The following is a 22,523-nucleotide window of genomic DNA, read 5'->3' as shown; positions in this document are numbered from 1 at the left end:
CAACAGGAGACTCAACAGATGTCAGCTCAACTGAATCAGGTAACGACGCAGATCGGCACCGACCCGGATTTGCAGGAAACCAAAGAGTGGCTGGACGCACTCGAAGCCGTGCTCGAAAATGAAGGCCCCGAGCGCGCACAGTATTTGATGGAGCGCCTGGTCGACCTGGCCCGCCGCAATGGCTCGCAAATTCCGTTCTCCAGCACCACCGCCTACGTCAACACCATCCCCACCAAACAAGAAGCACACTGCCCGGGCAACCTGGAATACGAAGAGCGTCTGCGTTCGTGGATGCGCTGGAACGCCATGGCCATGGTGGTCAAGGCCAACCGCGCCGACGGCGACCTCGGTGGCCACTTGTCCTCGTTTGCCTCGCTGGCGAACATGCTGGGTATTGGTTTTAATCATTTTTGGCACGCACCGACCGAAGACCACGGCGGCGACCTGCTGTACATCCAGGGCCACTCCTCGCCTGGCGTCTACGCGCGCGCCTTCCTCGAAGGCCGTCTGTCGGAAGAGCAGTTGCTGAACTTCCGCAAGGAAGTCGATGGCAAGGGCCTGTCGTCGTACCCGCATCCAAAACTGATGCCTGACTTCTGGCAGTTCCCGACCGTGTCGATGGGCCTGGGCCCGCACATGGCAATTTATCAGGCACGCTTCCTGAAGTACCTGCACGCACGCGGCATCGCCAAGACCGACAACCGCAAGGTGTGGGCATTCTGCGGCGACGGCGAGATGGACGAGCCGGAATCGCTGGGCGCAATCGGCCTGGCCGCACGCGACATGCTCGACAACCTGGTCATCGTGGTCAACTGCAACCTGCAGCGCCTGGACGGCCCGGTACGCGGCAACACCAAGATCATCCAGGAACTGGAAGGCGAATTCCGTGGCGCCGGCTGGAACGTCGTCAAGGTCATCTGGGGCCCGGGCTGGGACGCGCTGCTGGCGCAAGACAAGGATGGCATCCTGCAGCAAGTGATGATGGACACCGTCGACGGCGAGTACCAGAACTTCAAGGCCAAGGATGGCGCCTACGTGCGCAAGCACTTCTTCGGCAAGCATCCCAAGCTGCTGGAAATGGTTGCCAACATGAGCGACGACGACATCTGGCGTCTGACCCGTGGCGGCCACGATCCACACAAGATTTACGCTGCCTTCAAGGTCGCCCAGGAACACAAGGGCCAGCCTACCGTGCTGCTGGTGAAAACCATCAAGGGCTACGGCATGGGCAAGTCCGGCGAAGCGCGCAACACCGCTCACCAGACCAAGAAACTGGACGACGAAGCCGTGCGCGAAATGCGCGACCGCTTCTCACTGCCTATCCCTGACGACAAGCTGGTTGATATTCCATTCTTCAAGCCTGCCGACGATGCGCCGGAAATGGTCTACCTGCACGAGCGCCGCAAGGCCCTGGGCGGCTACCTGCCGCAGCGCCGTCGGAAAGCCGAAGAAACCCTGCCGGTGCCGGCCCTGGACGCGTTCAAGAACGTGCTGGAAGCGACCCCTGAAGGCCGTGAAATCTCGACCACGCAAGCATTCGTGCGCGTTATTTCGACCCTGTTGAAAGACCCTAGCCTGGGTCAGCGCATCGTGCCTATCCTGGTCGATGAATCGCGTACCTTCGGCATGGAAGGCCTGTTCCGCCAGATCGGTATCTACAACCCACGCGGCCAGTTGTACGAGCCAGTCGATAAAGACCAGGTCATGTACTACCGCGAAGACAAGGCTGGACAGATACTGCAAGAAGGCATCAACGAAGCAGGCGGCATGAGCTCGTGGATCGCTGCGGCGACGTCGTACTCGACCAACGACCGCATCATGATCCCGTTCTACACCTTCTACTCGATGTTCGGCTTCCAGCGCATCGGCGACCAGGTATGGGCAGCGAGCGACATGCGCGCACGCGGCTTCCTGATGGGCGGCACCGCTGGCCGTACCACCTTGAACGGCGAAGGCTTGCAGCACGAAGATGGCCACAGCCATATCTTCGCCGCGACGATTCCGACCTGTATGCCATATGACCCGACCTTCAGCCATGAGGTCGCCGTCATCGTGCAGGACGGCCTGCGCCGCATGATCGCCAATCAGGAAGATGTGTTCTACTACATCACGATCATGAACGAGAACTACGCCCAGCCAGGCATCAAGCCAGGCCAGGAAGAAGGCATCCTGAAAGGCATGTACAAGCTGCAGGAAGGCCAGGCTGACGCCAAGCTGCGCGTGCAACTGATCGGTTGCGGCACCATCCTGCGCGAATCGATCTTCGCTGCCGAACTGTTGCAAAACGACTGGGGCGTGGCTGCAGACGTCTGGTCGGCGCCGTCGCTGACGCTGGTGGCCCGCGATGGCCAGGACGCAGAACGCTGGAACATGGTCAACCCGTCGAAACAGCAGCGCGTGCCGTACGTGACGTCGCTGTTGCAGGAAACCGACGGCCCGATCGTCGCCACGACCGACTACATGCGCGCCTTCGCAGAACAGATCCGCGCCTTCATGCCTAAGGGCCGCACCTACAAAGTGCTGGGCACCGATGGCTTCGGCCGCTCGGACAGCCGCGCCAAACTGCGCGAGTTCTTCGAAGTGAACCGTTATTATGTGACCGTGGCCGCGTTGAAATCGCTGGCTGACGAAGGCAAGATCGACGTGTCGGTGGTGGAGCAGGCGATTGCCAAGTACGGCATCGACGCGAACAAACCAAATCCGGTGACCCAGTAATCGTTGTGCGGATTCGATAGCGCCAAGGCCGTACGCAAGTACGTCCTTGGCGCGTTTGCGAGTCCATCTGACAAATAAAATAACGGAGCAAGCTATGAGCATTGTGGAAGTCAAAGTCCCGGATATCGGCGATTTCAAGGAAGTCGAGATCATTGAACTGATGGTCAAGCCAGGCGATACGGTCAAGGTAGACCAGTCGCTGATCACGGTCGAATCGGACAAGGCCAGCATGGAAATTCCATCGAGCCACGCCGGTGTCGTCAAGGAATTGAAAGTCAACGTGGGCGACAAGATCGCCGAAGGTTCGCTGGTCCTGCTGCTGGAAGTAGCGGACAGCGCTTCGGCTCCTGCGCCAGCCGCAGCTCCTGCACCTGCCGCCGCCGTGGCTGCGCCAGCACCAGTTGCCGCTGCTGCACCTGCACCGGCCGCCGCTGCCGGCGCGCCTGCGCTGGTTGAAGTGACCGTGCCCGATATCGGCGACTTCAAGGAAGTCGAAGTCATCGAACTGATGGTCAAGGTTGGCGATGCGATCAAGGTCGACCAGTCGCTGTTGACGGTGGAATCGGACAAGGCCAGCATGGAAATTCCATCGAGCCACGCCGGTATCGTCAAGGAATTGAAAGTCAAGGTCGGCGACAAGGTTGCCAAGGGTTCGCTGGTGCTGGTCGTGGAAACGACCGGTGCTGCTCCAGCCGCCGCTCCTGCTGCCGCCGCTGCGCCAGCGCCGGCGCAAGCAGCTGCCGCACCAGTTGCCGCTGTTGCCAGCGCTCCGGTGGCCACCGCTCCAGCGCCTGCTGCCGCCCCTGCAGCTACGCCCGTCGTCAATGGCAAGCTGGCGCATGCATCGCCATCGATCCGCAAGTTCGCGCGCGAACTGGGCGTGGAACTGGGCCGCGTGGCCGGTTCCGGTCCTAAGGGCCGCATCACCCAGGAAGACGTGCAAAACTTCGTCAAGGGCGTGATGTCGGGCGCGGTCGCTGCGCCAGGTGCTGCCAATGCGGCGCCGGTCGCCAAGGCTGGTTCGGGCGTGGGCCTTGACTTGCTGCCATGGCCATCGCTCGATTTTGCCAAATTCGGCGCTACCGAATTGCTGCCGCTGTCGCGCATCAAGAAAATTTCGGGTCCTAACCTGCACCGCAACTGGGTCATGATCCCGCACGTCACGCAATTCGACGAAGCGGACGTGACCGACCTGGAAGCGTTCCGCGTCGAGACCAATGCTGCCAACGCGAAGAACAAGGATGCCGCCAAGCTGACCATGCTCGCTTTCGTCATCAAGGCTTCGGTTGCCGCGCTGAAGAAATTCCCGGCATTTAATGCTTCGCTGGACGCCAAGGGCGAAAACCTGATCCTCAAGCAGTACTACAACGTTGGCTTCGCGGCCGATACGCCGAACGGCCTGGTGGTTCCCGTGATCAAAAACGCGGACCAGAAGAGCGTCACGCAAATCGCCAGGGAAATGACCGAACTGTCGCTGCAAGCGCGCGAAGGCAAGCTGAAACCAGCCGACATGCAGGGCGCCAGCTTCACCATTTCGTCGCTGGGCGGCATCGGCGGCACGCACTTCACGCCGATCGTGAACGCGCCGGAAGTCGCCATCCTGGGCTTGTCGAAAGCCTCGATCAAGCCGGTATGGGATGGCAAGGCCTTCCAGCCACGTTTGATGATGGGCACCTCGCTGTCCTACGACCACCGCGTGGTCGACGGTGCGATGGGCGCGCGATTCTCCGTGTACCTCGGCGAAGTCCTGGCCGACATGCGCAAAATTCTGCTGTAAGGAGCGATTGATGAGCACAGTAGAGGTAAAAGTACCGAATATCGGCGACTTCAAGGAAGTCGAAGTCATCGAACTGATGGTCAAGGTGGGTGACACCATCAAGCTGGACCAGTCCTTGATCACCGTGGAATCGGACAAGGCCAGCATGGAAATTCCTTCGACCCACGCCGGCGTGGTGAAGGAATTGAAAGTCAAGGTCGGCGACAAGATCGCTGAAGGCAGCGTGCTGCTGGTGGTCGATGCGGCAGCTGATGCAGCTGCCCCGGCGCCTGCTGCTGCTGCTGCACCAGCCGCCGCTCCTGCCCCAGCCGCGGCACCGGCTGCAGCACCTGCTGCAGCAATCGTCCCGGCCGGCAATTACAGCGGCCAGGTCGATATCGATGTCGACATGATGGTACTGGGTGGCGGTCCTGGCGGTTACTCGGCGGCGTTCCGCGCGGCCGACCTGGGGCTGAGCACCGTCATCGTCGAGCGTTATGCAACGCTGGGCGGCGTGTGCCTGAACGTCGGCTGCATCCCGTCGAAAGCGCTGCTGCACGTGGCGTCGGTGATCGATGAAACGGCGCACATGTCGAACACGGGCGTGACGTTTGCCAAGCCGACCATCGACATCGACCAGGTACGCGCTTACAAGGAAGGCGTTATCAAGAACATGACCGGCGGTCTGGCCGGCATGGCCAAGGCACGCAAGACCCAGGTGGTCACGGGCGTGGGCCAGTTCCTCTCCGCCAACCACATCGAAGTGACGGCTGCTGACGGTACGAAAAAAGTCGTGCAGTTCAAGCAGGCCATCATCGCTGCCGGTTCGTCGGTCGTCAAACTGCCCTTCGTGCCGGAAGATCCACGCATCGTCGATTCGACCGGTGCGCTGGAACTGCGCCAGATCCCGAAACGCATGCTGGTGATTGGCGGCGGCATCATCGGGCTGGAAATGGCGACCGTGTATTCGACCTTCGGTGCGCGCATCGACGTGGTTGAAATGATGGACGGCCTGATGCAGGGCGCTGACCGCGATGCGGTCAAAGTCTGGCAGAAGTTCAATGAAAAACGCTTCGACAACATCATGACCAAGACCAAGACGGTGGCCGTCGAGGCGCTGCCGGAAGGCATCAAGGTCACGTTTGAAGCCGCCGAAGCGGGCGCCACCGCGCCTGCGCCGCAAATCTACGACCTGGTGCTGGTGGCCGTTGGCCGTAGCCCGAACGGTAAAAAGCTGGCCGCCGACAAGGCTGGCGTGCAAGTGACCGACCGTGGCTTCATCAACGTCGACAGCCAGATGCGCACTAACGTGCCGAACATCTTCGCCATCGGCGACCTGGTCGGCCAGCCGATGCTGGCGCATAAAGCCGTGCACGAAGCCCACGTGGCCGCCGAAGCGGCAGCAGGCCAGAAGTCGCACTTCGACGTCAAGGTGATTCCATCGGTCGCCTACACGGATCCGGAAGTGGCATGGGCCGGCATCACCGAAGACGAAGCAAAAGCCAAGGGCATCAAGGTCGAGAAGGGCCACTTCCCATGGGCCGCTTCGGGCCGCGCCGTGGCCAATGGCCGCGCTGAAGGTTTCACCAAGCTGCTGTTCGACGCGGAAACGCATCGCATCATCGGCGGCACCATCGTCGGCACGCATGCCGGCGACATGATCGGTGAAATCGCGCTGGCCATCGAAATGGGTTGCGACGGCACCGACATCGGCAAGACCATCCATCCTCACCCAACCCTGGGCGAATCGATCGGCATGGCGGCGGAAGTCTACGAAGGGACATGCACGGACTTGCCGCCACCACGCAAGCGCTGATGCAATATTGACTTTCAGTACAAAAAACCGGGACATGTTCCCGGTTTTTTTATTGTTGGTTTCTGTTCGATACCCATCGCTGTGACTTATACGCCGCAGTGTGAATATTGGTGAGTATTTCCCTGTGGAAAAAGTGGGACAATATCGCTCTGTAACTATGTTTCGCTTATGCTTGACCTGGGGCGTGTGCTTTTTGCCATGAAGTTGCTATTGTTCGGTCAAGTTTGGCTGTGCTGAGAAAGTATTGCAACAATGAAAAAATTTACCGCCCTCCATATTTCTGACGTACGCCTGCGCCATGCGGATGAGCAAGAGCAAGCGCTCATGCTGCACTCTTTGTTCCAGGATGTGGCCGCCTTCCGCGATGCGGGCAAGCAGATCGATGCGATTTTCTTCACGGGCCAGCTGCTGGCGGCTGATGCCGATAGCCGCACGACCCCCACCTATGTCTACGAATATTTCCTGCGTCCCTTGCTGCAGGCAGCCAGCCTGCCTGGCGCGCGCTTTTATCTGGTGCCGGGAAGCCGGACGCAAGGTGCGCCAGCTGGCGTGCTGGGCAACGCGGGTTTCAGTTTCTTTTCGGCCGACGAGCATGCGGGTGCCGAGCAGCGCGCGCTGTACAAGAATATCCACGCCGTCTTTCATGGCCATCAGCACACGGGCGAAGCCAGTTCGCTGATGAAAGCGCTGGGCATTTTATTCAAGAGTAATCCTGGCAGCCTCTACAGCCCGCATGGCCAGATGGCCGCGTATGCCGTGCTGGAATTTGATGTGGGAAGCGCCGGTGACAAGGCGCCGCTGACGCCGTGGACGGTAGCGTTGCGCGAGTTTGATGAAGTCAGCAAGGCTTTTGCCTTGTCGGTGCTGTACACACCCGATGGCCGAGATGCGGGCCAGCGCGATGCCGAATATGTGTTCGCCACCTTGCTGCCGCAACTGGCCGGTGAACGCGACTATTTCGATGGTTTGATGGGCAAGCGCAGCGACGTCGGCATAGCGGCCGATGCGCGTGAATTCCTGATCGAGCTGGCCTTTGTGTTGTTCGAGGCCAAGACGCTATTCTTGCTGCAGGATGAGCTGGACTGCTTTGCCGGCGATTATTGCGCCGTCAAAGGCTGGGACGTATCCGCCGAGCAATGGCTGTCGCCGCTGTACGCCCAGGGCTTGCTGGCGCGCACCGATGGCCAGGTCGTGTTTGCCTTCGATTACTTCCGTACTTATTTCCTGGCGCAGCGCTTTGAAACCTCATTCGACCTGATGCGTTACGGTCCCGAGCGGCGCGATGGCAGCGAAACGGTGTTTGGCGTCGAGGGCCCATCGGCAGCCCGGCCTTTCCTGCGTGCACTGGGCTTGAGTGACGAGCGCAGCGAGACGACTGCGCCACAGGCGTCCGGCGTGGGTATGCCCGCGCAGTAAAACAGGGATAGCTTGTCGCCGCTTAAGAGTGGCCCTGTTGAACGCGCTATCCTGTGTAAATTCAGTGGTCATGAACTCGGGAGGCAAATCATGCGACATTTTTTTAGCGCTGCCGATGCGCTGCAAATTAACAAAAAACTGATGGCGCAGATGGCTGGCGCGGAAATTGCCAGCAATGCTGTGTCCGATCCTGACTCTGCTCCAACGCGTATCAAAGGCGCGACCATCCCATTCTCAGTCAAAGAGATGAATGACGCCATGACCAAGGCGCGCGAGCTGCTGGCCGCCTGAGTTTAATGCGTCATGACGCACGTTTATGATTAGCTGGTGAAAGGCCCCAATGATTTTATTGGGGCCTTGGCATATTCACTGTACAAGCAAACCAAGGTCGAGTGGATCATCAATCTGCAGGCGGAAAATGGTGGCCCGGATCCGACGGTGGCTGAATGCGGGATGTTCCATGACCGCAGCGAACTGGCCGCCAAGCGTGGTATTTACGGCTGGCTGGCCGAAGTCGGCGCCGCCCTGATCACCAACTTCCTGACGATTATCCTGGTTGCCCTGATTGCCTATGGCTATGGGAAGCTGAATGCCGTCAATGCTGGCGTGGATGCCCGGGTGAGCCAGGCGCTACCCTTGGCGCCCCAAGCAGATCAATAGATTTTTCAGGCCGCCAGCGGCGCGCGCAAGGTTGCCCGCAAGAACAGATCGAGACGGTGATCGAGCAGCTTGCGCAGTTGCGCCGGGTCTGGCTGTGTCAGCGGTGGGAAGAGCAGGCGCGACATCTGGTCGTCCAGCAGACAGTTCAGTAAATGTATGGCCAGTTGTTCTGGCGTCAATTTCGCGCGGAATTGGATAGCGATCTCGGGACGGCTGAAGAAGCGCGTCAGCATGTCGCGCGTGCGTCCTGGCCCCACTTTGTGAAACGTCTCGGCCAGTTCCGGGTGGCTGGCGGCTTCGGCGACCACCATGCGGTTAAGGCGTACCGCTGCCGGCATCGTGATTAATTGCAGGAACAGCATGCCGAACTCGCCCAGGATGGCGGGCAGGGGGCGCATATCTGTTTCCAGCGCGGGCATGGTGGAAAAGTAGGCGTCGCGGCGTTGTTCCACTACGGCATTGAACAAGCCCGACTTGCCGCCAAACTTCACATAAATCGTGCGTACCGCCACATGGGCCTGGCGCGCGATCATTTCCAGGCTCACTTTGCCATAACCCTTTTCCAGGAACAAACAGCCGGCCGTGTACAGCAGGTTTTCGGCGCGCGCTTCCTTGTCGGCCTCGCGTGGACGCCCCGCAGACTTGCCGCAGAAAAACATCTCCATGGCGGCGCTATCGTATTCAGTATCAGTTGGCATGGGCAAGGTGTCGCTGAGGCCGGGATCAGGCATGTTCGGGGTCTCTTGGTTGGTGAGTGATGACTAGCACTGTAGTGCAAATTAAAATGAAATGCAACCGTTTCATTTCTTGACAAGCGCTTTCCTTTGTCCAATAATGAACCTACATCATTTCATTTTCGGAGCGCAGTATGTCCAACCAGCCTGGCCAAGCAGAACAAAAGGCGCTTAGCGCCATTCCTCCCGCGGCCCCAACCACAGCCCCCGCCGCACCGTCCGCGCCCGCCGCTGCTGCCAGCCCTGCACCGAATAACCGCGTGAAAATCATTGCCGGCCTGATCGTGCTGGTCGCGCTGGGTGCCGGCGCACGCATGTGGTATCGCAGCCATTATTTCGTGGAAACGGAAAACGCCTACGTTTCCGGTCACGTGCATCCCGTTTCGGCGCGCATTTCCGGCGTTGTCACCAAGGTATTTATTGACGATAATCAAATGGTGAAAGAGGGCGACGTGATTGCCGAACTCGATCCATTCGACCAGCGCGTGAAGACCGAGCAAATCACTGCGCAGATCGCCAGCGCGGAACAGCAAGTGATGCAGGCCGATGCACAGATCGCACAAGCGCAAGCGCAAGCGAGCGGCGCCCAGGCCCAGATCGCCCAGGCCGATGCGCAATTGCTGCGCGCGAAACAGGATGCCGACCGTTATGGCCAGTTGTACACGGGCCAGATGAAAGCCGTCTCGAAAGCGGAAGTGGACGCAGCCAATGCGGCCCGCTCGAGCGCCGTGGCTGACCTGGCCGCCCGCCGTGACAGCGCTGTTGCCGCCAAGGCCCAGATCGGCGCCTCCCTGGCTGCGCGCGACGTGGCCAAGGCGCAAGTGGCCGTGCTGCGCGTGCAATTGAAAGACGCAGAACAGCAACTGCAATACAACCGCATCCTGGCGCCAGTCTCGGGCCGTATCGGCAAGCGTAACGTGGAAACGGGTATGCGCGTGCAGCCTGGCCAGCAATTGACGGCCATCGTGCAAGACAATGTCTGGGTCACGGCCAACTTCAAGGAAACGCAACTGGCCGACCTGCATCGCGGCCAGAGCGTGCACGTGAGCATCGACGCCATGCCCGGTAAAAAACTGATCGGCACCGTCGACAGCTTTGCACCGGCGTCAGGCGCGCAATTCGCCCTGCTGCCAGCCGATAACGCCACCGGTAACTTCACCAAGATCGTGCAGCGCGTGCCTGTGAAAATCGTCTTCAAGCCGGAAGACATCAAGGCCCTCAACGGCCGCCTGGTGCCCGGCATGTCGGTGATCGCCGAAGTGGAAATCAACCAGCCTGGTATCGACAAGACCGCCGGCCAGGCTGCTCCTGCCCAGACCGCCGCCCGCTAACGTGCCATGAGCAGCTCCTCCAACACACTGGCGAAACCGCCAGCGTTTCCCGTGATCAGCGAGAAAGTCTCCGGGCGTACCTGGCTGGCGGTCGCCGCCGGCATGCTGGGCGCCTTCATGGCGGTGCTCGACATCCAGATCACCAACTCATCGCTCAAGGATATCCTTGGCTCGCTGTCGGCCACCCAGGAAGAGGGCTCGTGGATTTCCACGGCCTACCTGGTGGCTGAAATTATCGTCATCCCCCTCACCGCGCTGATGGTGCGCGTGTTCAGCCTGCGCGCCTACATGATAGGCACGACCACCTTGTTCCTGCTGTTCTCCACCCTGTGCGGCACGGCCTGGAACCTGGAAAGCATGATCGTCTTCCGTATGCTGCAAGGCTTTACGGGCGGCGCGCTGATTCCGATGGCGTTCACCCTGGTGATGCTCAAGCTGCCACCGTCGAAGCGATCCACCGGCATGGCCATCTTTGGTTTGACGGCTACCCTGGCGCCAGCCATGGGCCCGACCCTGGGTGGCTACCTGAGCGAACTGTATGGCTGGCCATCGATCTTTTACATCAACTGGGTGCCCGGCGTGCTGCTGATCCTCGGCATGATCTATGGCCTGGACCGCGAACCGATGAACCTGAAGGCCTTATGGAAAGCCGACTGGCTGGGCATCTTCTGCATGGCCGTGGGCCTCGGTAGCCTGACCATTTTCTTGGAAGAGGGCAATTCGAAGGACTGGTTCGATTCCGTTTTCATCATCACCTTTGCCGCGATGGCGCTGGCCGGTATTTTGGGTTGGGTGGTGACCAGCGCCACGCGCGCCGAACCGTTCGTCAACCTGGCCCTGTACGGCCAGCGCAACTTCCTGGTGGCGACCGTGCTGTCGGCCGTGATGGGCATGGGCTTGTATGGCTCGGCCTTTTTGCTGCCGCTGTTCCTGGGCCAGATCGCCGGCTACTCGCCGATGCAGATTGGTGAAGTCATCATGTGGGTGGGCTTGCCGCAGCTATTCATCATGCCCTTCGTGGCCAAGCTGTCGTCGACGGTGGATAACCGTATTTTGTGTTCGTTCGGCCTGCTGCTGTTTGGCGGTTCCTGTCTGATGAACGCGTATATGGACGCTTCCACCGGCTACGATCAGCTGCTGTGGTCGCAGGTGGTGCGGGCGCTGGGCCAGCCTTTCGTGATGCTGACCCTGTCGAACTTCGCCATGAAGGGCGTGGCGCCGAAAGACATGCCATCGGCATCGAGCCTGTTCAACATGACGCGCAACCTGGGCGGTTCGATCGGCATCGCCCTGCTGGCGACGGCCCTGAGCACGCGTGAACATTTCCATTCGCAGCGTCTGGGCGAGGCAATCAATTCCTTTTCCAGCGCCACGCAATTGCGCATCGACCAGTTGACGGCGTCCTTCATGGACAAGGGCGCCGATGCGGTCACGGCCGGCAACCAGGCCTTGCAGGCGATCGACAGCATCGTGCGCCGCGAAGCCTATGTGATGGCGTACAACGATGGCTTCCTGATCGTCGGCGCCATCCTGCTGGCCTGCATCGTGCCCCTGTGGCTGGCCGACAAACTCAAAGCCCCTGGTGGCGGTGGCGGCGGTCATTGACCGTCCCTGAAAAAAAACAAGAGGTAAATATCATGCAAACCGCATACACGAACATGACGAAAATTGCGCTGGCCGTTTCGCTGGCCCTGGCGCTCAGCGCCTGCACCACCGTGGGCCAGGATTTCAAGGCGCCCGCGAATGTGGCTGACACGGGCTTCCGCCACGCGGCCGGCGCCGCCAGCGAAGCGCAGCTGCCGGTTGACTGGTGGAGCATCTACCACGACGAGACCCTGAACCGCCTGGAACAAAGCGCCTTGCGTGACAACCCCAGCGTGAAGGCAGCGGGCGAGCGCCTGCTGCAGGCGCTGGCGCAAACGAATACGGCGCGCGCCAGCCAACGGCCACGCTTCGATGCCAGCACCTCGGTGTCGAATTCGCACAGCTCGGCCAAGACTGCCCAGGGCATGGCTTTCGGCGGCCAGTCCATCAGCGGTAACGACGTGGAAGTTGGCGTATCGATGTCGTATGAAATCGATCTGATGGGCCGTGTCAAACGCCTGGTCGAAGCGTCCGATGCGCAAGCGCTGGGTGCGCAAGCCGACCTCGATGGCGTGCTGCTGATCCTGTCTTCCCAAGTAGCCAATACTTACTGGCAGTTGCGCGGCCTGGATGCGGAAATGGCGATACTGAACGGTGCGCTCGATACGCGCAGTGTATCGCTGCAACTGGTCGAGGCGCGCTTTAACGGCGGCTTGACCAATGAGCTGGACCTGGCGCGCGCCAAGGTTGAACTGGCCAATGCGCAAGCGGACCTGTACGAAGTCAAACGCCAGCGCAACCTGCTGGAAAACAGCCTGGCCACCTTGATTGGCAAATCGCCGGCCGCCATGCAGCTGCCGGTGGTGACCGATCCGGCCGCGCTGCCGCTGCCGCCGTCGATTCCCGTCGGTTTGCCGGCCAGCCTGCTGGCCCATCGTCCTGACCTCATTTCCAGCGTGGCCGGCGTGCGCGCGGCCAATGCCCAGGTGGGCGTGGCCGAAGGCGCGTTTTACCCATCGCTGCAATTGACGGGCAGTTTTGGCTATGCCTCGGAAAAACTGCGCGACCTGGCGCAAGGCGGTTCGCGCCAGTTCAGCGTCGGTCCGCTGGCGTTGTCGCTGCCGATCTTCGATGGTGGCCGCAATCAGGCGAATCTGGATCTGTCGAAAGCCCGTTACGCGGAAGCGGTGGCCAACCATGAAGGCAAGCTGCTGACCGCCTTGCGCGAAGTGGAAGACGCCTTGTCCGACGTGGAGCAGCGCAAGTTGCAGGGCGACGCACAAGCCGTGTCGCAGGAAGCGGCGGCGCGCGCCTATCTGGTGGCGCGCACCCGCTACGAGCGCGGCATCTCGAACTACCTGGACGTCACCGACGCCCAGCGCAGCTCGCTGGCAGCGGACCGCGCGGCCGTGCAGATCAAGACCCAGCGCCTGCTGGCGACGGTGGCCGTGGCCCGCTCGCTGGGCGCCGGCTGGCAGCCGGAAGGCGAGTTGGCCAAACTGGCCAAGGCGAACTGACAGCCCCAGTTACGTGAGCGTGGCCGGTAGTGGTCTCACTACCGGCCCGTAGCGTTCCATGATGAAGTCGATAAAGGTCGTCAGCTTGGGCGTGGGCTGGCGGTCGCGCGGATACAGCAAATGCATCAGGCGCGGCGCCGGCACATAGTCCTGCAATATCGGCACCAGCGTGCCTGCGGCGATATCGTCGGCCAGCAGAATTTCGGCCTGCATCACGATGCCGAAACCGTGCAGTGCCGCCATGCGCAGCGCCTGGCCATTGTTGGAACGGAAGCGGCTCTCGGCCGGTGCGCCATCGTGGCGCGCTTCCTTGTCGGACAGGCGCCAGCGCATATGGCGCGACCACTGCATGAAATCCACGCATTCATGGTCAAGCAGGTCGCCTGGCGTGCGCGGCGTACCATGTCTGGCCAGATAATCGGGCGAGGCGCAAATCACCATCGCGTAGGGCCGCAAGGGCCGCGCCACCATGCTCGAATCTTCCAGCGCGCCGATACGGATGGCCGCATCGTATCCTTCCTCCACCAGGTCCACCATCCGGTCATTCAGATTGAGTTCCAGGCTCACGTCAGGATACGCCGTCAGATAGTCGGCCATCAGTGGCGCGATGCGTTCGCTGCCGAAGGACACGGGCGCAGAAATCTTCAGCTTGCCGCGCGGCGTGGCCCGCATCGCTTCGGCGCCCGTTTCAGCGGCCGCGATCTGGAGCAGAATCTGGCGGCACTGTTCCACATATTGCTGGCCGATTTCCGTCAGGTTTTGCCGGCGCGTGGTACGCGTCAGCAAACGCGTGCCCAGCCGCTGTTCCAGGTATTTCACGTGCTTGCCGACCATCACGGGCGAAATGCGGAAGCTGTCGGCGGCCGCCGTGAAACTGCCCTGGTCAACCACGGCGACAAAGATTTCCATGCTGCGCAGCTTGTCCATGCGGTTCTATTCCAAACTATGGGTTAGTAATCTTGTGAATTCTAGCGTATTTATTCCTTTTGAATACGGGCGCATACTGGCTCCATCGTTCAACACTACACAGGAAAACACCATGAAAATCGTCATCATCGGCGCCAGCGGCACCATCGGCAAGGCCGTCAATACGGAATTGGCACAGCGCCACGAGATCATCGAAGTGGGCAGCCGCAGCGGCGCCCACCAGGCCGACATGAGCGATATCGCTCAGGTGCGTGCCTTGTTCCACCGCATCGGCAAGGTTGACGCCGTGATCGTCACGGCCGGTAACCTGCACTTCGGTCCGCTGGCTGAATTTACACCTGAGCAATTCCAGGTGGGGCTGAACAGCAAGTTGATGGGCCAGGTCAACGTGGCCCTGGTGGCCCAGGAATACCTGAACGATGGCGGCTCGATCACGCTCACCAGCGGCATCGTGGCGGACCAGCCTATCCGCTACGGCACGGCCGCCAGCATGACCAACTCGGCTGTCGAAGGTTTTGTACGCGGCGCCGCCGTCGAACTGGCGCGCGGCTTGCGCATCAACGTGGTCAGCCCGACCGTCTTGACCGAATCGCTGGACGCTTACGGCGCCTTTTTCCACGGTTTCGAACCGGCGCCGGCCAGCCGCGTGGCGCTGGCGTACAGCCGCAGCGTGGAAGGCGTGCAGACAGGGCAAGTGTATAAGGTCTGGTAAGAGCACAGGGTGTGGTGGCGCAGCGTGGATTACAATGCGAGGCTGTTTATCCAATACCGTTCAGATAGCGGTTCCAGCCGAGACACCATGAAAAAAATCCTGTTCCCCCTGCTGATGGCCGCCGCCGTCGGCAGCGCCTGCGCCGCCACCAGCGCGCCAGCCACCGTAGCGCAATTGAACGCCATGAGCGCCCGTTATGCGCCCGTTGCACTGACTGCCGATACCTCGCAGCTGTCGGCCGGCGACCGCAAGGCCATCGCCAAGCTGGTCGAAGCGGCCAAGCTGGTCGACGTGCTGCAGCTGCGCCAGCGCTGGGCTGGCAATGAGGCGCTGTGGGCAGCCCTGAAAAAAGACAAGTCGGCGCTGGGCAAGGCGCGCCTGAACTACTTCTGGATCAACAAGGGCCCCTGGTCGGTACTCGACGGCCATGCATCGTTCATGCCCGCCACGTATGCCGGTATTGCCATCCCCGAGAAAAAGCCGGAAGCGGGCAATTTTTATCCGCAAGGCGCCAGCAAGGCCAGCCTGGAAAGCTGGATGAACCGTCTGCCGGAAGTCGATAAACAGCAGGCACAATGGTTTTTTACCACCATTCGCGCGGATAAGAACGGTCAGTACCGCACCGTCAAGTATTCGGACGAATACAAAAAGGAATTGACGCAGCTGGCCAAACTGCTCAATGAAGCGGCGGCCGCCACCGACAACGCCTCGCTGAAGAAATTCCTCGGCCTGCGCGCCCAGGCTTTCCTCGACAACGATTACCTGCCGTCCGACTTCGCCTGGATGGACCTCGATGCGCCGGTCGATATCACCATCGGCCCATACGAAACGTATAACGATGAACTGTTCGGCTACAAGGCGGCGTTTGAAGCCTACGTGAATATCCGCGACCAGGCTGAAACGCAAAAGCTGAACTTCTTCGCCAGGCATATGCAGGAACTGGAAGACAACCTGCCGCTGGACGCGCAATACCGCAATCCGAAAGTGGGCGCGCTGGCGCCGATGGTGGTGGTGAACCAGGTGTATGGCGCCGGTGACGGCAATATGGCGGTGCAGACGGCGGCCTACAACCTGCCCAACGACGAGCGCATCATCAGCGCGCGCGGCTCCAAGCGCGTGATGCTGAAAAACGTGCAGGAAGCCAAATTCAAGGCCACCCTGACGCCGATTTCGAAATTGGTGCTGACGCCGGAAGCGCAGCAGGACGTCGATTTCAATTCCTTCTTCACGCACATCCTCGCGCATGAAATCATGCATGGCCTGGGCCCGCACGCCACGCAGATCGATGGCAAGGCTTCGACGCCGCGCCAGGACTTGAAGGAAACCTATTCCACCATCGAAGAAGCCAAGGCCGACATCACCGGCCTGTACGCGCTGCGCTACATGATGGACAAGGGCCAGTTGAACGACACCCTGGGCCAGGGCGACGCGGCCGAGCGCAAGCTGTACAACACCTTCCTCGCCTCGGGCTTTCGCACCCTGCATTTCGGCCTGACCGATTCGCATGCGCGCGGCATGGCGATCCAGCTCAATTACATCCTGGACAAGGGCGGTTTCGTGTCGCTGGGCGATGGCAAGTTTGGCGTGGATTTTTCCAGGATCAAGCAGGCCGTGATGGACCTGGACCGCGAATTTTTGACCATTGAAGCGACCGGTGATTATGCGCGCGCCAAGGAGCTGATGGCCAAATACGTGGTGATCCGCCCGGAAGTGCAACTGGCGCTCGACAAGATGAAGGCCGTGCCGAACGATATCCGCCCGGAATTCGTCACGGCGCGTGCGCTGGACCAGGTGCAGGCAGCCAAGAAATAAACGTTTTAAGGGGCAATGATTGCCAATTTAGAAAACCGGTGCTGCGGCGCCGGTTTTTTTTTCGTCTTTTCTCTGGAAAGTTGCCAGTTTTTCCTTGTGGAAATATTTTGTCCGCTTACTCTGCAGTTGCAAACTTCCCGTGTTTTCTGTTTTCCGTGTTGACTCCATGTTGAAATTGCTTCCCCTGCTCATGCTGTGTATCGCCTTGCCTGTCATGGCCCAGTCCGGCCTGACCCCGCTGGAAACGCGCTGGCTGCAAGCGGGTAGTCCCGTGATCGCCTATGCGCGCGAGCAAGGTTTGCCTATCGATATCGTTGTCCAGCCGCAAGATGCGCCGAATGCCGTGCCGCTGGCGCTGGGTTTCGATGGCGGGCGCTGCAAGCTGGTGCTGTCCATGCGCGGCAATGCCCAGGCCGAAGCGGTCTTGCAGGGTGTGCCGGTCGAGCAACGGGGCTTGATGATAGAAGCCATGACGGCGCATGAGATCGGCCATTGCCAGCGTTATGCGCAGGGCAACTGGCATGTTTTGCCGGCCGGTTTTGTCGATCTTGCTGCCAAGTCGATGGGCGCAGCAGAGCTGCGTGAAACGCGCCGTGAAGAAGGCTATGCGGACCTGGTGGCGCTGGCATGGATGCACAGCCGTCATCTGGCTGACTACGGCGCCGTGCTGGCATGGATGGGTTCGGTACGGGAGCAGGAGGGTGCGGCGGGTGGTTCGCACGCCACGCAAGCGTGGCTGGTCCTGGCAGGCGGCGAGCATGCATTTGATGGTGCTGCCTCGCTATTTGAACAGGCGCAAGTTTTGTGGAGAAAAGGCTTGAGCGGCGACAAAGGATGATGGACAGGTGGGATGGATGGCGGGGCAAGGTGTGTTGTCGCACAGAGCTTTGAGCGCGGCAGGCGTCTAATCATGGCATCAACCTCACCCATGGAGACTCCATCATGAATAAAATAATTGCGCTCATACTGGCCGCCAGTGCCAGCGCCCTGTTGGCCGCCGCGCCGGCCTATGCACAGGATGCCACCTACAAGAGCATGACCGATAAGGCTACGGCCGACTATAAACAGGCCAAGGCCGCTTGCGACAGCCAATCGGGCAACGCCAAGAAAGTCTGCGTGGAAGAAGCCAAGGTGGCACGGACCAAGGCTGATTCAGATGCTGTCGCCCAATACCGCAACACGCCGCGCGAATTGGGCAAGGCCCGCAAGGATGTCGCCAATGCCGAATATGACCTGGCCAAGGCCAAGTGCGGTGACAGTTCAGGCGCCAATAAAACTACTTGCATGAATGATGCCAAGGCCGCGAAAACGGCCGCCCTGGCCGACGCGAATACAGGTGCCCGCGATGGCACCAACGTGGCGCAAAATCCTGCCCCTATGGCCAAAGAAAACTGCGACGCCATGGATGCGACAGCCAAGGCCGCTTGCGTGACGCGCAATGCCGCCGGCAGCACCAAAGTAGCGGTGGCCGATACCGTGATTACCACCAAGATCAAGGCTGACCTGGTCAAGGACAATGACTTGAAAGCGCTCGATGTGCATGTGGAAACCGTCAACGGCGTCGTCATGCTGAGCGGTTTCGTGCCATCGCAGGCACAAGTGCAAAAAGCCGCCGATCTGGCCCGTGGCGTGGAAGGCGTAACGGATGTCAAGAATGGCTTGAAGGTCAAATAACTTTTCTTGTTAGCACGCCAGGCAAGGCCGTTGATGGATCAGTGAGATCCGTCAACGGCCTTTTTTGTTTGTCATGAAAAACATCGCGATTGTATAAATTACGATCATCATATATCATGAGGAAAAACCGCCAGCAGGCGATCTTATTTTTCTTATGAGGACAGCATGCTTTCCCTTCCCGTATCACAATGGCTGGACCGGCGCGGGATACATTTCGCCTGGGTCATCGTCATCATCACCTTTTTAACTGCCTTGACATCGTCGGCAGCGCTGGGCTTGCCTGGTGCCCTGATGCAGCCGCTGAGCCGCGAGTTCGGCTGGGATGCCGAGCAGATTTCCTCGGCGCTGGCCGTGCGCTTCGTACTGTTTGGATTGATGGGACCGTTTGCCGCCATCCTGATGGAACGCTTTGGCTTGCGCAACGTCATCTGCGTGGCGCTGTCGCTGATCGCCGCCGGCATGTTGCTGGCCACCCGCATGACGCAGTTCTGGCAATTGGTGGTGTTGTGGGGCATCTTGCTGGGCGTGGGCTCAGGCATGACGGCCCTGGTATTGAGCGCCGTCGTCGCCAATCGCTGGTTTGAAACCCACCGCGGCCTGGTGATCGGCGTGCTGACGGCCAGTTCCGCCACCGGCCAGCTGCTGTTCCTGCCCGTCGGCGCCTGGCTGATCGAACATTTCGGCTGGCGCCTGGCCGTGATGCCCATCTTCGCCAGTTGCGCCATCGTTGCCGTGCTGGCCTTCTTTTGCATGCGCAACCGGCCGCAAGACGTGGGCTTGCGCGCTTACGGCGCCGATCCGACCTCGCCGCTGGCCGTGCCGCCAGGGCCAAAAATCACCTTTGCCACGCCATTTCTGGTCTTGCGCAGCGTGGCGACGAACCGCACCTTCTGGATATTGTTCGGCACCTTCTTCATTTGCGGCCTGAGCACCAATGGCCTGATACAGACCCACTTCATTTCCCTGTGCGGCGACTCGGGCCTGTCCGCCGTGCCGGCCGCATCGGTGCTGGCCATGATGGGTGCTTTCGACCTGTTCGGCACTATCATGTCGGGCTGGCTGTCGGACCGTTATGACAACCGCAAGCTGCTGTTCTGGTATTACGGTTTGCGCGGCCTGTCGCTGTTCTGGCTGCCGTATTCCGAATTCACCCTGTACGGTTTGTCGCTGTTCGCCATGTTTTATGGCCTGGACTGGATCGCCACCGTGCCGCCGACCGTGAAACTGGTGGGCGCCACCTTTGGCAAGGAGAGGGCGGGCATGGTGTTTGGCTGGATCTTTGCCGGCCATCAACTGGGCGCCGCCGTGGCTGCCTACGGCGCAGGCCGCATCCGTACCCTGATGCTGACCTACAATCCTGCCCTGTTTGCCGCCGGCGCTGCCTGCCTGCTGGCCGCCTTGCTGGTGCTGGCGATACGGCGCCAGAAGGCTGCTGTGCAGGCGGCATGAAAAAAGCCAGGCCCGCGTGAGCGGAGCCTGGCTTTTCGAGAGAAACGACGCGATTATTTCAGGTATTTTGCCAGCCACTCTTCCACTTGATTATAGAAGAAGCGGCTGTTCTCGCCCTTCAATATCCAGTGGTTTTCATCCGGGAAGACGATCAGTTTCGCCGGCACGTTCAGGCGCTGTTGCACGGCAAAGTTCATCAGCGCATTGTTGGCGGGCACGCGGTAGTCCAGTTCGCCCACGGTGATCAGAATAGGCGTCGTAAAACCTGTGCCTTTTTCGTGATTGCCTGCTTGCATGACCGGGCTTTGATCGCGCCAGACGGGCAGGTTGGACCAGACCGGACCGCCGGCATTGGTTTCACGGCCAAAGCCGCCATCGCTGGTGCCCCACTGCATGATCAAGTCCATTTCACCCGCATGCGACACGATGGCCTTGTAGCGCGTGGTGGTTGCCTGCAGCCAGTTGGCCAGATGGCCGCCATAGCTGGCGCCGCCGGCAGCCAGTTTCGTTGCATCGATGAACGGGTATTTCTTGATCGCTTCATCGACACCCTGGTTGAGCTCGTCGCCCGGACCCTTCAATGGATCGAACTGAATGGAGCGGGCAAATTCCTCGCCGTAACCGGTCGAGCCCTTGTAGTCCGTCAGCAGCACGACATAGCCTGGCTTGGCCAGCAAGTGGTAGTTCCAGCGTAGCACGAACTGGTCGCGCCACATGCTGGCCGCGCCGCCGTGGATGACGGTAAACAAGGGGTATTTCTTGTTCGGGTCAAAGTTGGCGGGCTTGACGATCATATTGTGGATCTGGCGGCCATCGGCCGTCTTGAACCAGAAATGTTCAGGCGCCTGCCAGTCGATCTTGTCGGCTTTTTCCGTATTGAACGAGGTCAGACGCTTCGGTTGCTTGCCGTTGAAGGCATAGATTTCCGGCGGGTTGATGCTCGATTCCCACACGCCCACCAGCGATTTGCCACCACTGCTCAGCGAGCTGATGCTGCCGGTTGGCAATGATGGCTCGTCGCGCACTTCGCCGCCCTTGACGTCGATCGAGTACAGCTTTTCCAGGCCCGCGTGTTCGTAGCTGAAGAGGATGCGTTTGCCGCCTTCCGGCAGCACATAACGCGAGATCGAGCGGTCCAGTTTTGCCGTCAGGATGGTCGGCGCTGGGCTGACCAGCGGCCAGGCGAAGCTGGCCAGGCGGTTCACGTCGTAAACCTTGCCCGGCGTATCGGCATCGGACAGGGCGAACAGCGTCTTGCCATCGGCGGCAAATTTCAGGTTGTTGTAGCTGTGCTGGTCTTGCGTCAAACGCTGCGGTTCGCCGCCTGTTGCCGCCACCAGGTACAGCTGCGAATGGATTGCTTCACGCTGGGCCGCATCGCGGTTGGTGGCGGCATTGAAGACCACGCCCTTGCCGTCCGGCGTCCAGATCGCGTCCAGCGTTTGTCCTTCATCGCCCTGGCCGCCGCCGAAGCCCGGCAAGGCCGCCAGTTGCGAGCCCGACAGAATATCGCGCGGTGTCGCATCTGCTTGGGCATCGACGATAAACAGGCGCACCTGCTTGTCCGTCAGCCATTTATCGAAATAGCGGGGCGCCGTCGTTTCATACGAGCGCGCGCTGTACTTGCGCTCCTTGCGCTCTTTCGCGCTTTGCTTGACGTCCGCTTCCGTCTTGTTACCTGGATAGATGTCGCTGATGAACAGCAATTGTTTGCCGTCCGGGCTCCATTTCGGCATGCGCGCGCCCAGGGTGAGCGAGGTCAAACGCTGGGCTTCGCCACCGGCTGCCACGTCGAGGCGGTAGATCTGGCCGGCCTCATCGCCTTCGCGTTTGGCCACGAAAACCAGCTGGCGGCTGTCTGGCGACCAGGCGACAGCGCTTTCGCCACCCTTGCTGAAAGTCAGGCGGCGCGGCGCGCTCTCGTCCGTCAGCGATTTGAGCCACAGGTCCGACCATAGCTCCTTGCTGTCGTAGGCGCTGTCGACCACGGAAAACACGGCCCACTTGCCGTCCGGGCTGGCGATGGGCGCACCGACTCTTTTCATCAGCCACACGTCTTCATGCGTGATGGCGTGCCTGGCTTGTTGGGTAGCGGCGGCTGGCGCGGCAGCCGTGGTGTCGGCAGCATGGGCGGCGGCGGCGCAGGCGAGCGAGGCGCAGGCCGCTGCGATCAGCAGGGAGCCGATGGAACGGCGAAGACGGGGAGAGGTCATGAGCGTGGTCCAAAGAATTGAAAAAGTTATAGCGAGCAACATTATTGCCCATCGATCCATTGCATGCCAAGCTGCCATGGCCGCCCGTAACCGTTATTTACCGCTGGTTTTGCCCGTCATGCGGACGGGCTTGCGGTGGTTTGTTACGTTACACTCGGCCTTTCATTTTTTTCGTCGCGTACCGTCCATGTCACTTCATGTATTTTC

Annotated in this window: 17 protein-coding genes; 14 read left to right on the top strand and 3 right to left on the bottom strand. The window is 60.4% G+C overall.

Going from position 1 to position 22,523, the window contains the following annotated elements:
• Positions 1-18: 18 nt before the first annotated feature.
• From aceE to HDE72_RS11865, 6 genes are all read left to right on the top strand, one after another.
• Complete coding sequence (gene aceE / locus HDE72_RS11890) at positions 19-2,715, top strand: pyruvate dehydrogenase (acetyl-transferring), homodimeric type (protein ID WP_183740975.1); 2,697 nt, start codon at positions 19-21, stop codon at positions 2,713-2,715.
• 94 nt (positions 2,716-2,809) lie between these two features.
• A complete protein-coding gene (gene aceF, locus HDE72_RS11885) occupies positions 2,810-4,492 on the top strand; it encodes a dihydrolipoyllysine-residue acetyltransferase (RefSeq protein ID WP_183740972.1) in 1,683 nt (560 codons plus the stop codon).
• 10 nt (positions 4,493-4,502) lie between these two features.
• Positions 4,503-6,287, top strand: coding sequence for a dihydrolipoyl dehydrogenase (gene lpdA, locus HDE72_RS11880; RefSeq protein WP_183740970.1), 1,785 nt, complete (start codon positions 4,503-4,505; stop codon positions 6,285-6,287).
• A 252-nt stretch (positions 6,288-6,539) separates the two neighbouring features.
• Positions 6,540-7,703: an STAND family AAA ATPase gene (locus HDE72_RS11875; protein ID WP_183740967.1), complete on the top strand. Its 1,164-nt coding sequence runs from the start codon at positions 6,540-6,542 to the stop codon at positions 7,701-7,703.
• A 12-nt stretch (positions 7,704-7,715) separates the two neighbouring features.
• Complete coding sequence (locus tag HDE72_RS11870; protein ID WP_183740964.1) at positions 7,716-7,994, top strand: hypothetical protein; 279 nt, start codon at positions 7,716-7,718, stop codon at positions 7,992-7,994.
• Between the two features lie 36 nt (positions 7,995-8,030).
• Positions 8,031-8,363 (top strand): hypothetical protein, encoded by a 333-nt coding sequence (locus HDE72_RS11865; protein ID WP_183740961.1) that lies wholly within the window; start codon positions 8,031-8,033, stop codon positions 8,361-8,363.
• 5 nt (positions 8,364-8,368) lie between these two features.
• Here HDE72_RS11865 and HDE72_RS11860 read toward each other — a convergent pair whose 3' ends face one another.
• A complete protein-coding gene (locus tag HDE72_RS11860; protein ID WP_183740958.1) occupies positions 8,369-9,094 on the bottom strand; it encodes a TetR/AcrR family transcriptional regulator in 726 nt (241 codons plus the stop codon).
• A gap of 137 nt (positions 9,095-9,231) precedes the next feature.
• Here HDE72_RS11860 and HDE72_RS11855 point away from each other — a divergent pair, with 137 nt between their 5' ends.
• From HDE72_RS11855 to HDE72_RS11845, 3 genes are read left to right on the top strand one after another with little or no spacing between them, the layout of a single operon-like run.
• Positions 9,232-10,428, top strand: a complete 1,197-nt coding sequence (locus HDE72_RS11855) for an HlyD family secretion protein (protein ID WP_183740955.1) — start codon at positions 9,232-9,234, stop codon at positions 10,426-10,428.
• A 6-nt stretch (positions 10,429-10,434) separates the two neighbouring features.
• The gene (locus HDE72_RS11850; protein WP_183740953.1) at positions 10,435-12,033 is read left to right on the top strand and encodes a DHA2 family efflux MFS transporter permease subunit; all 1,599 of its coding nucleotides are present in this window, start codon (positions 10,435-10,437) and stop codon (positions 12,031-12,033) included.
• A gap of 32 nt (positions 12,034-12,065) precedes the next feature.
• On the top strand, positions 12,066-13,529 hold the full coding sequence (locus HDE72_RS11845; protein ID WP_260176639.1) for an efflux transporter outer membrane subunit: 1,464 nt from the start codon (positions 12,066-12,068) through the stop codon (positions 13,527-13,529).
• 9 nt (positions 13,530-13,538) lie between these two features.
• On the opposite strand, the gene HDE72_RS11840 is transcribed toward HDE72_RS11845, so the two are convergent.
• Positions 13,539-14,456, bottom strand: a complete 918-nt coding sequence (locus tag HDE72_RS11840) for a LysR family transcriptional regulator (protein WP_183740950.1) — start codon at positions 14,454-14,456, stop codon at positions 13,539-13,541.
• A 112-nt stretch (positions 14,457-14,568) separates the two neighbouring features.
• On the opposite strand from HDE72_RS11840, the gene HDE72_RS11835 reads away from it, so the two are divergent.
• The 5 genes from HDE72_RS11835 to HDE72_RS11815 all read left to right on the top strand — a co-directional run bounded on the left by HDE72_RS11835 (position 14,569) and on the right by HDE72_RS11815 (position 20,103).
• A complete protein-coding gene (locus tag HDE72_RS11835) occupies positions 14,569-15,168 on the top strand; it encodes a short chain dehydrogenase (protein WP_183740947.1) in 600 nt (199 codons plus the stop codon).
• 87 nt (positions 15,169-15,255) lie between these two features.
• The gene (locus HDE72_RS11830; protein WP_183740944.1) at positions 15,256-16,980 is read left to right on the top strand and encodes a dipeptidyl-peptidase 3 family protein; all 1,725 of its coding nucleotides are present in this window, start codon (positions 15,256-15,258) and stop codon (positions 16,978-16,980) included.
• 166 nt (positions 16,981-17,146) lie between these two features.
• Positions 17,147-17,818 (top strand): hypothetical protein, encoded by a 672-nt coding sequence (locus tag HDE72_RS11825; RefSeq protein WP_183740941.1) that lies wholly within the window; start codon positions 17,147-17,149, stop codon positions 17,816-17,818.
• Positions 17,819-17,922: 104 nt separating this feature from the next.
• A complete protein-coding gene (locus HDE72_RS11820) occupies positions 17,923-18,654 on the top strand; it encodes a BON domain-containing protein (protein ID WP_183740938.1) in 732 nt (243 codons plus the stop codon).
• Between the two features lie 165 nt (positions 18,655-18,819).
• Positions 18,820-20,103 (top strand): MFS transporter, encoded by a 1,284-nt coding sequence (locus HDE72_RS11815; RefSeq protein WP_183740934.1) that lies wholly within the window; start codon positions 18,820-18,822, stop codon positions 20,101-20,103.
• A gap of 53 nt (positions 20,104-20,156) precedes the next feature.
• Here HDE72_RS11815 and HDE72_RS11810 read toward each other — a convergent pair whose 3' ends face one another.
• The gene (locus tag HDE72_RS11810) at positions 20,157-22,316 is read right to left on the bottom strand and encodes a dipeptidyl-peptidase 5 (protein WP_183740932.1); all 2,160 of its coding nucleotides are present in this window, start codon (positions 22,314-22,316) and stop codon (positions 20,157-20,159) included.
• Positions 22,317-22,523 lie beyond the last annotated feature (207 nt).

The organism is Janthinobacterium saanense (assembly GCF_014200675.1).
Lineage (GTDB): Bacteria > Pseudomonadota > Gammaproteobacteria > Burkholderiales > Burkholderiaceae_D > Janthinobacterium.
The sequence above is the reverse complement of the archived record's forward strand: the minus strand, read 5'-3'. Positions and strand labels throughout refer to the sequence as shown.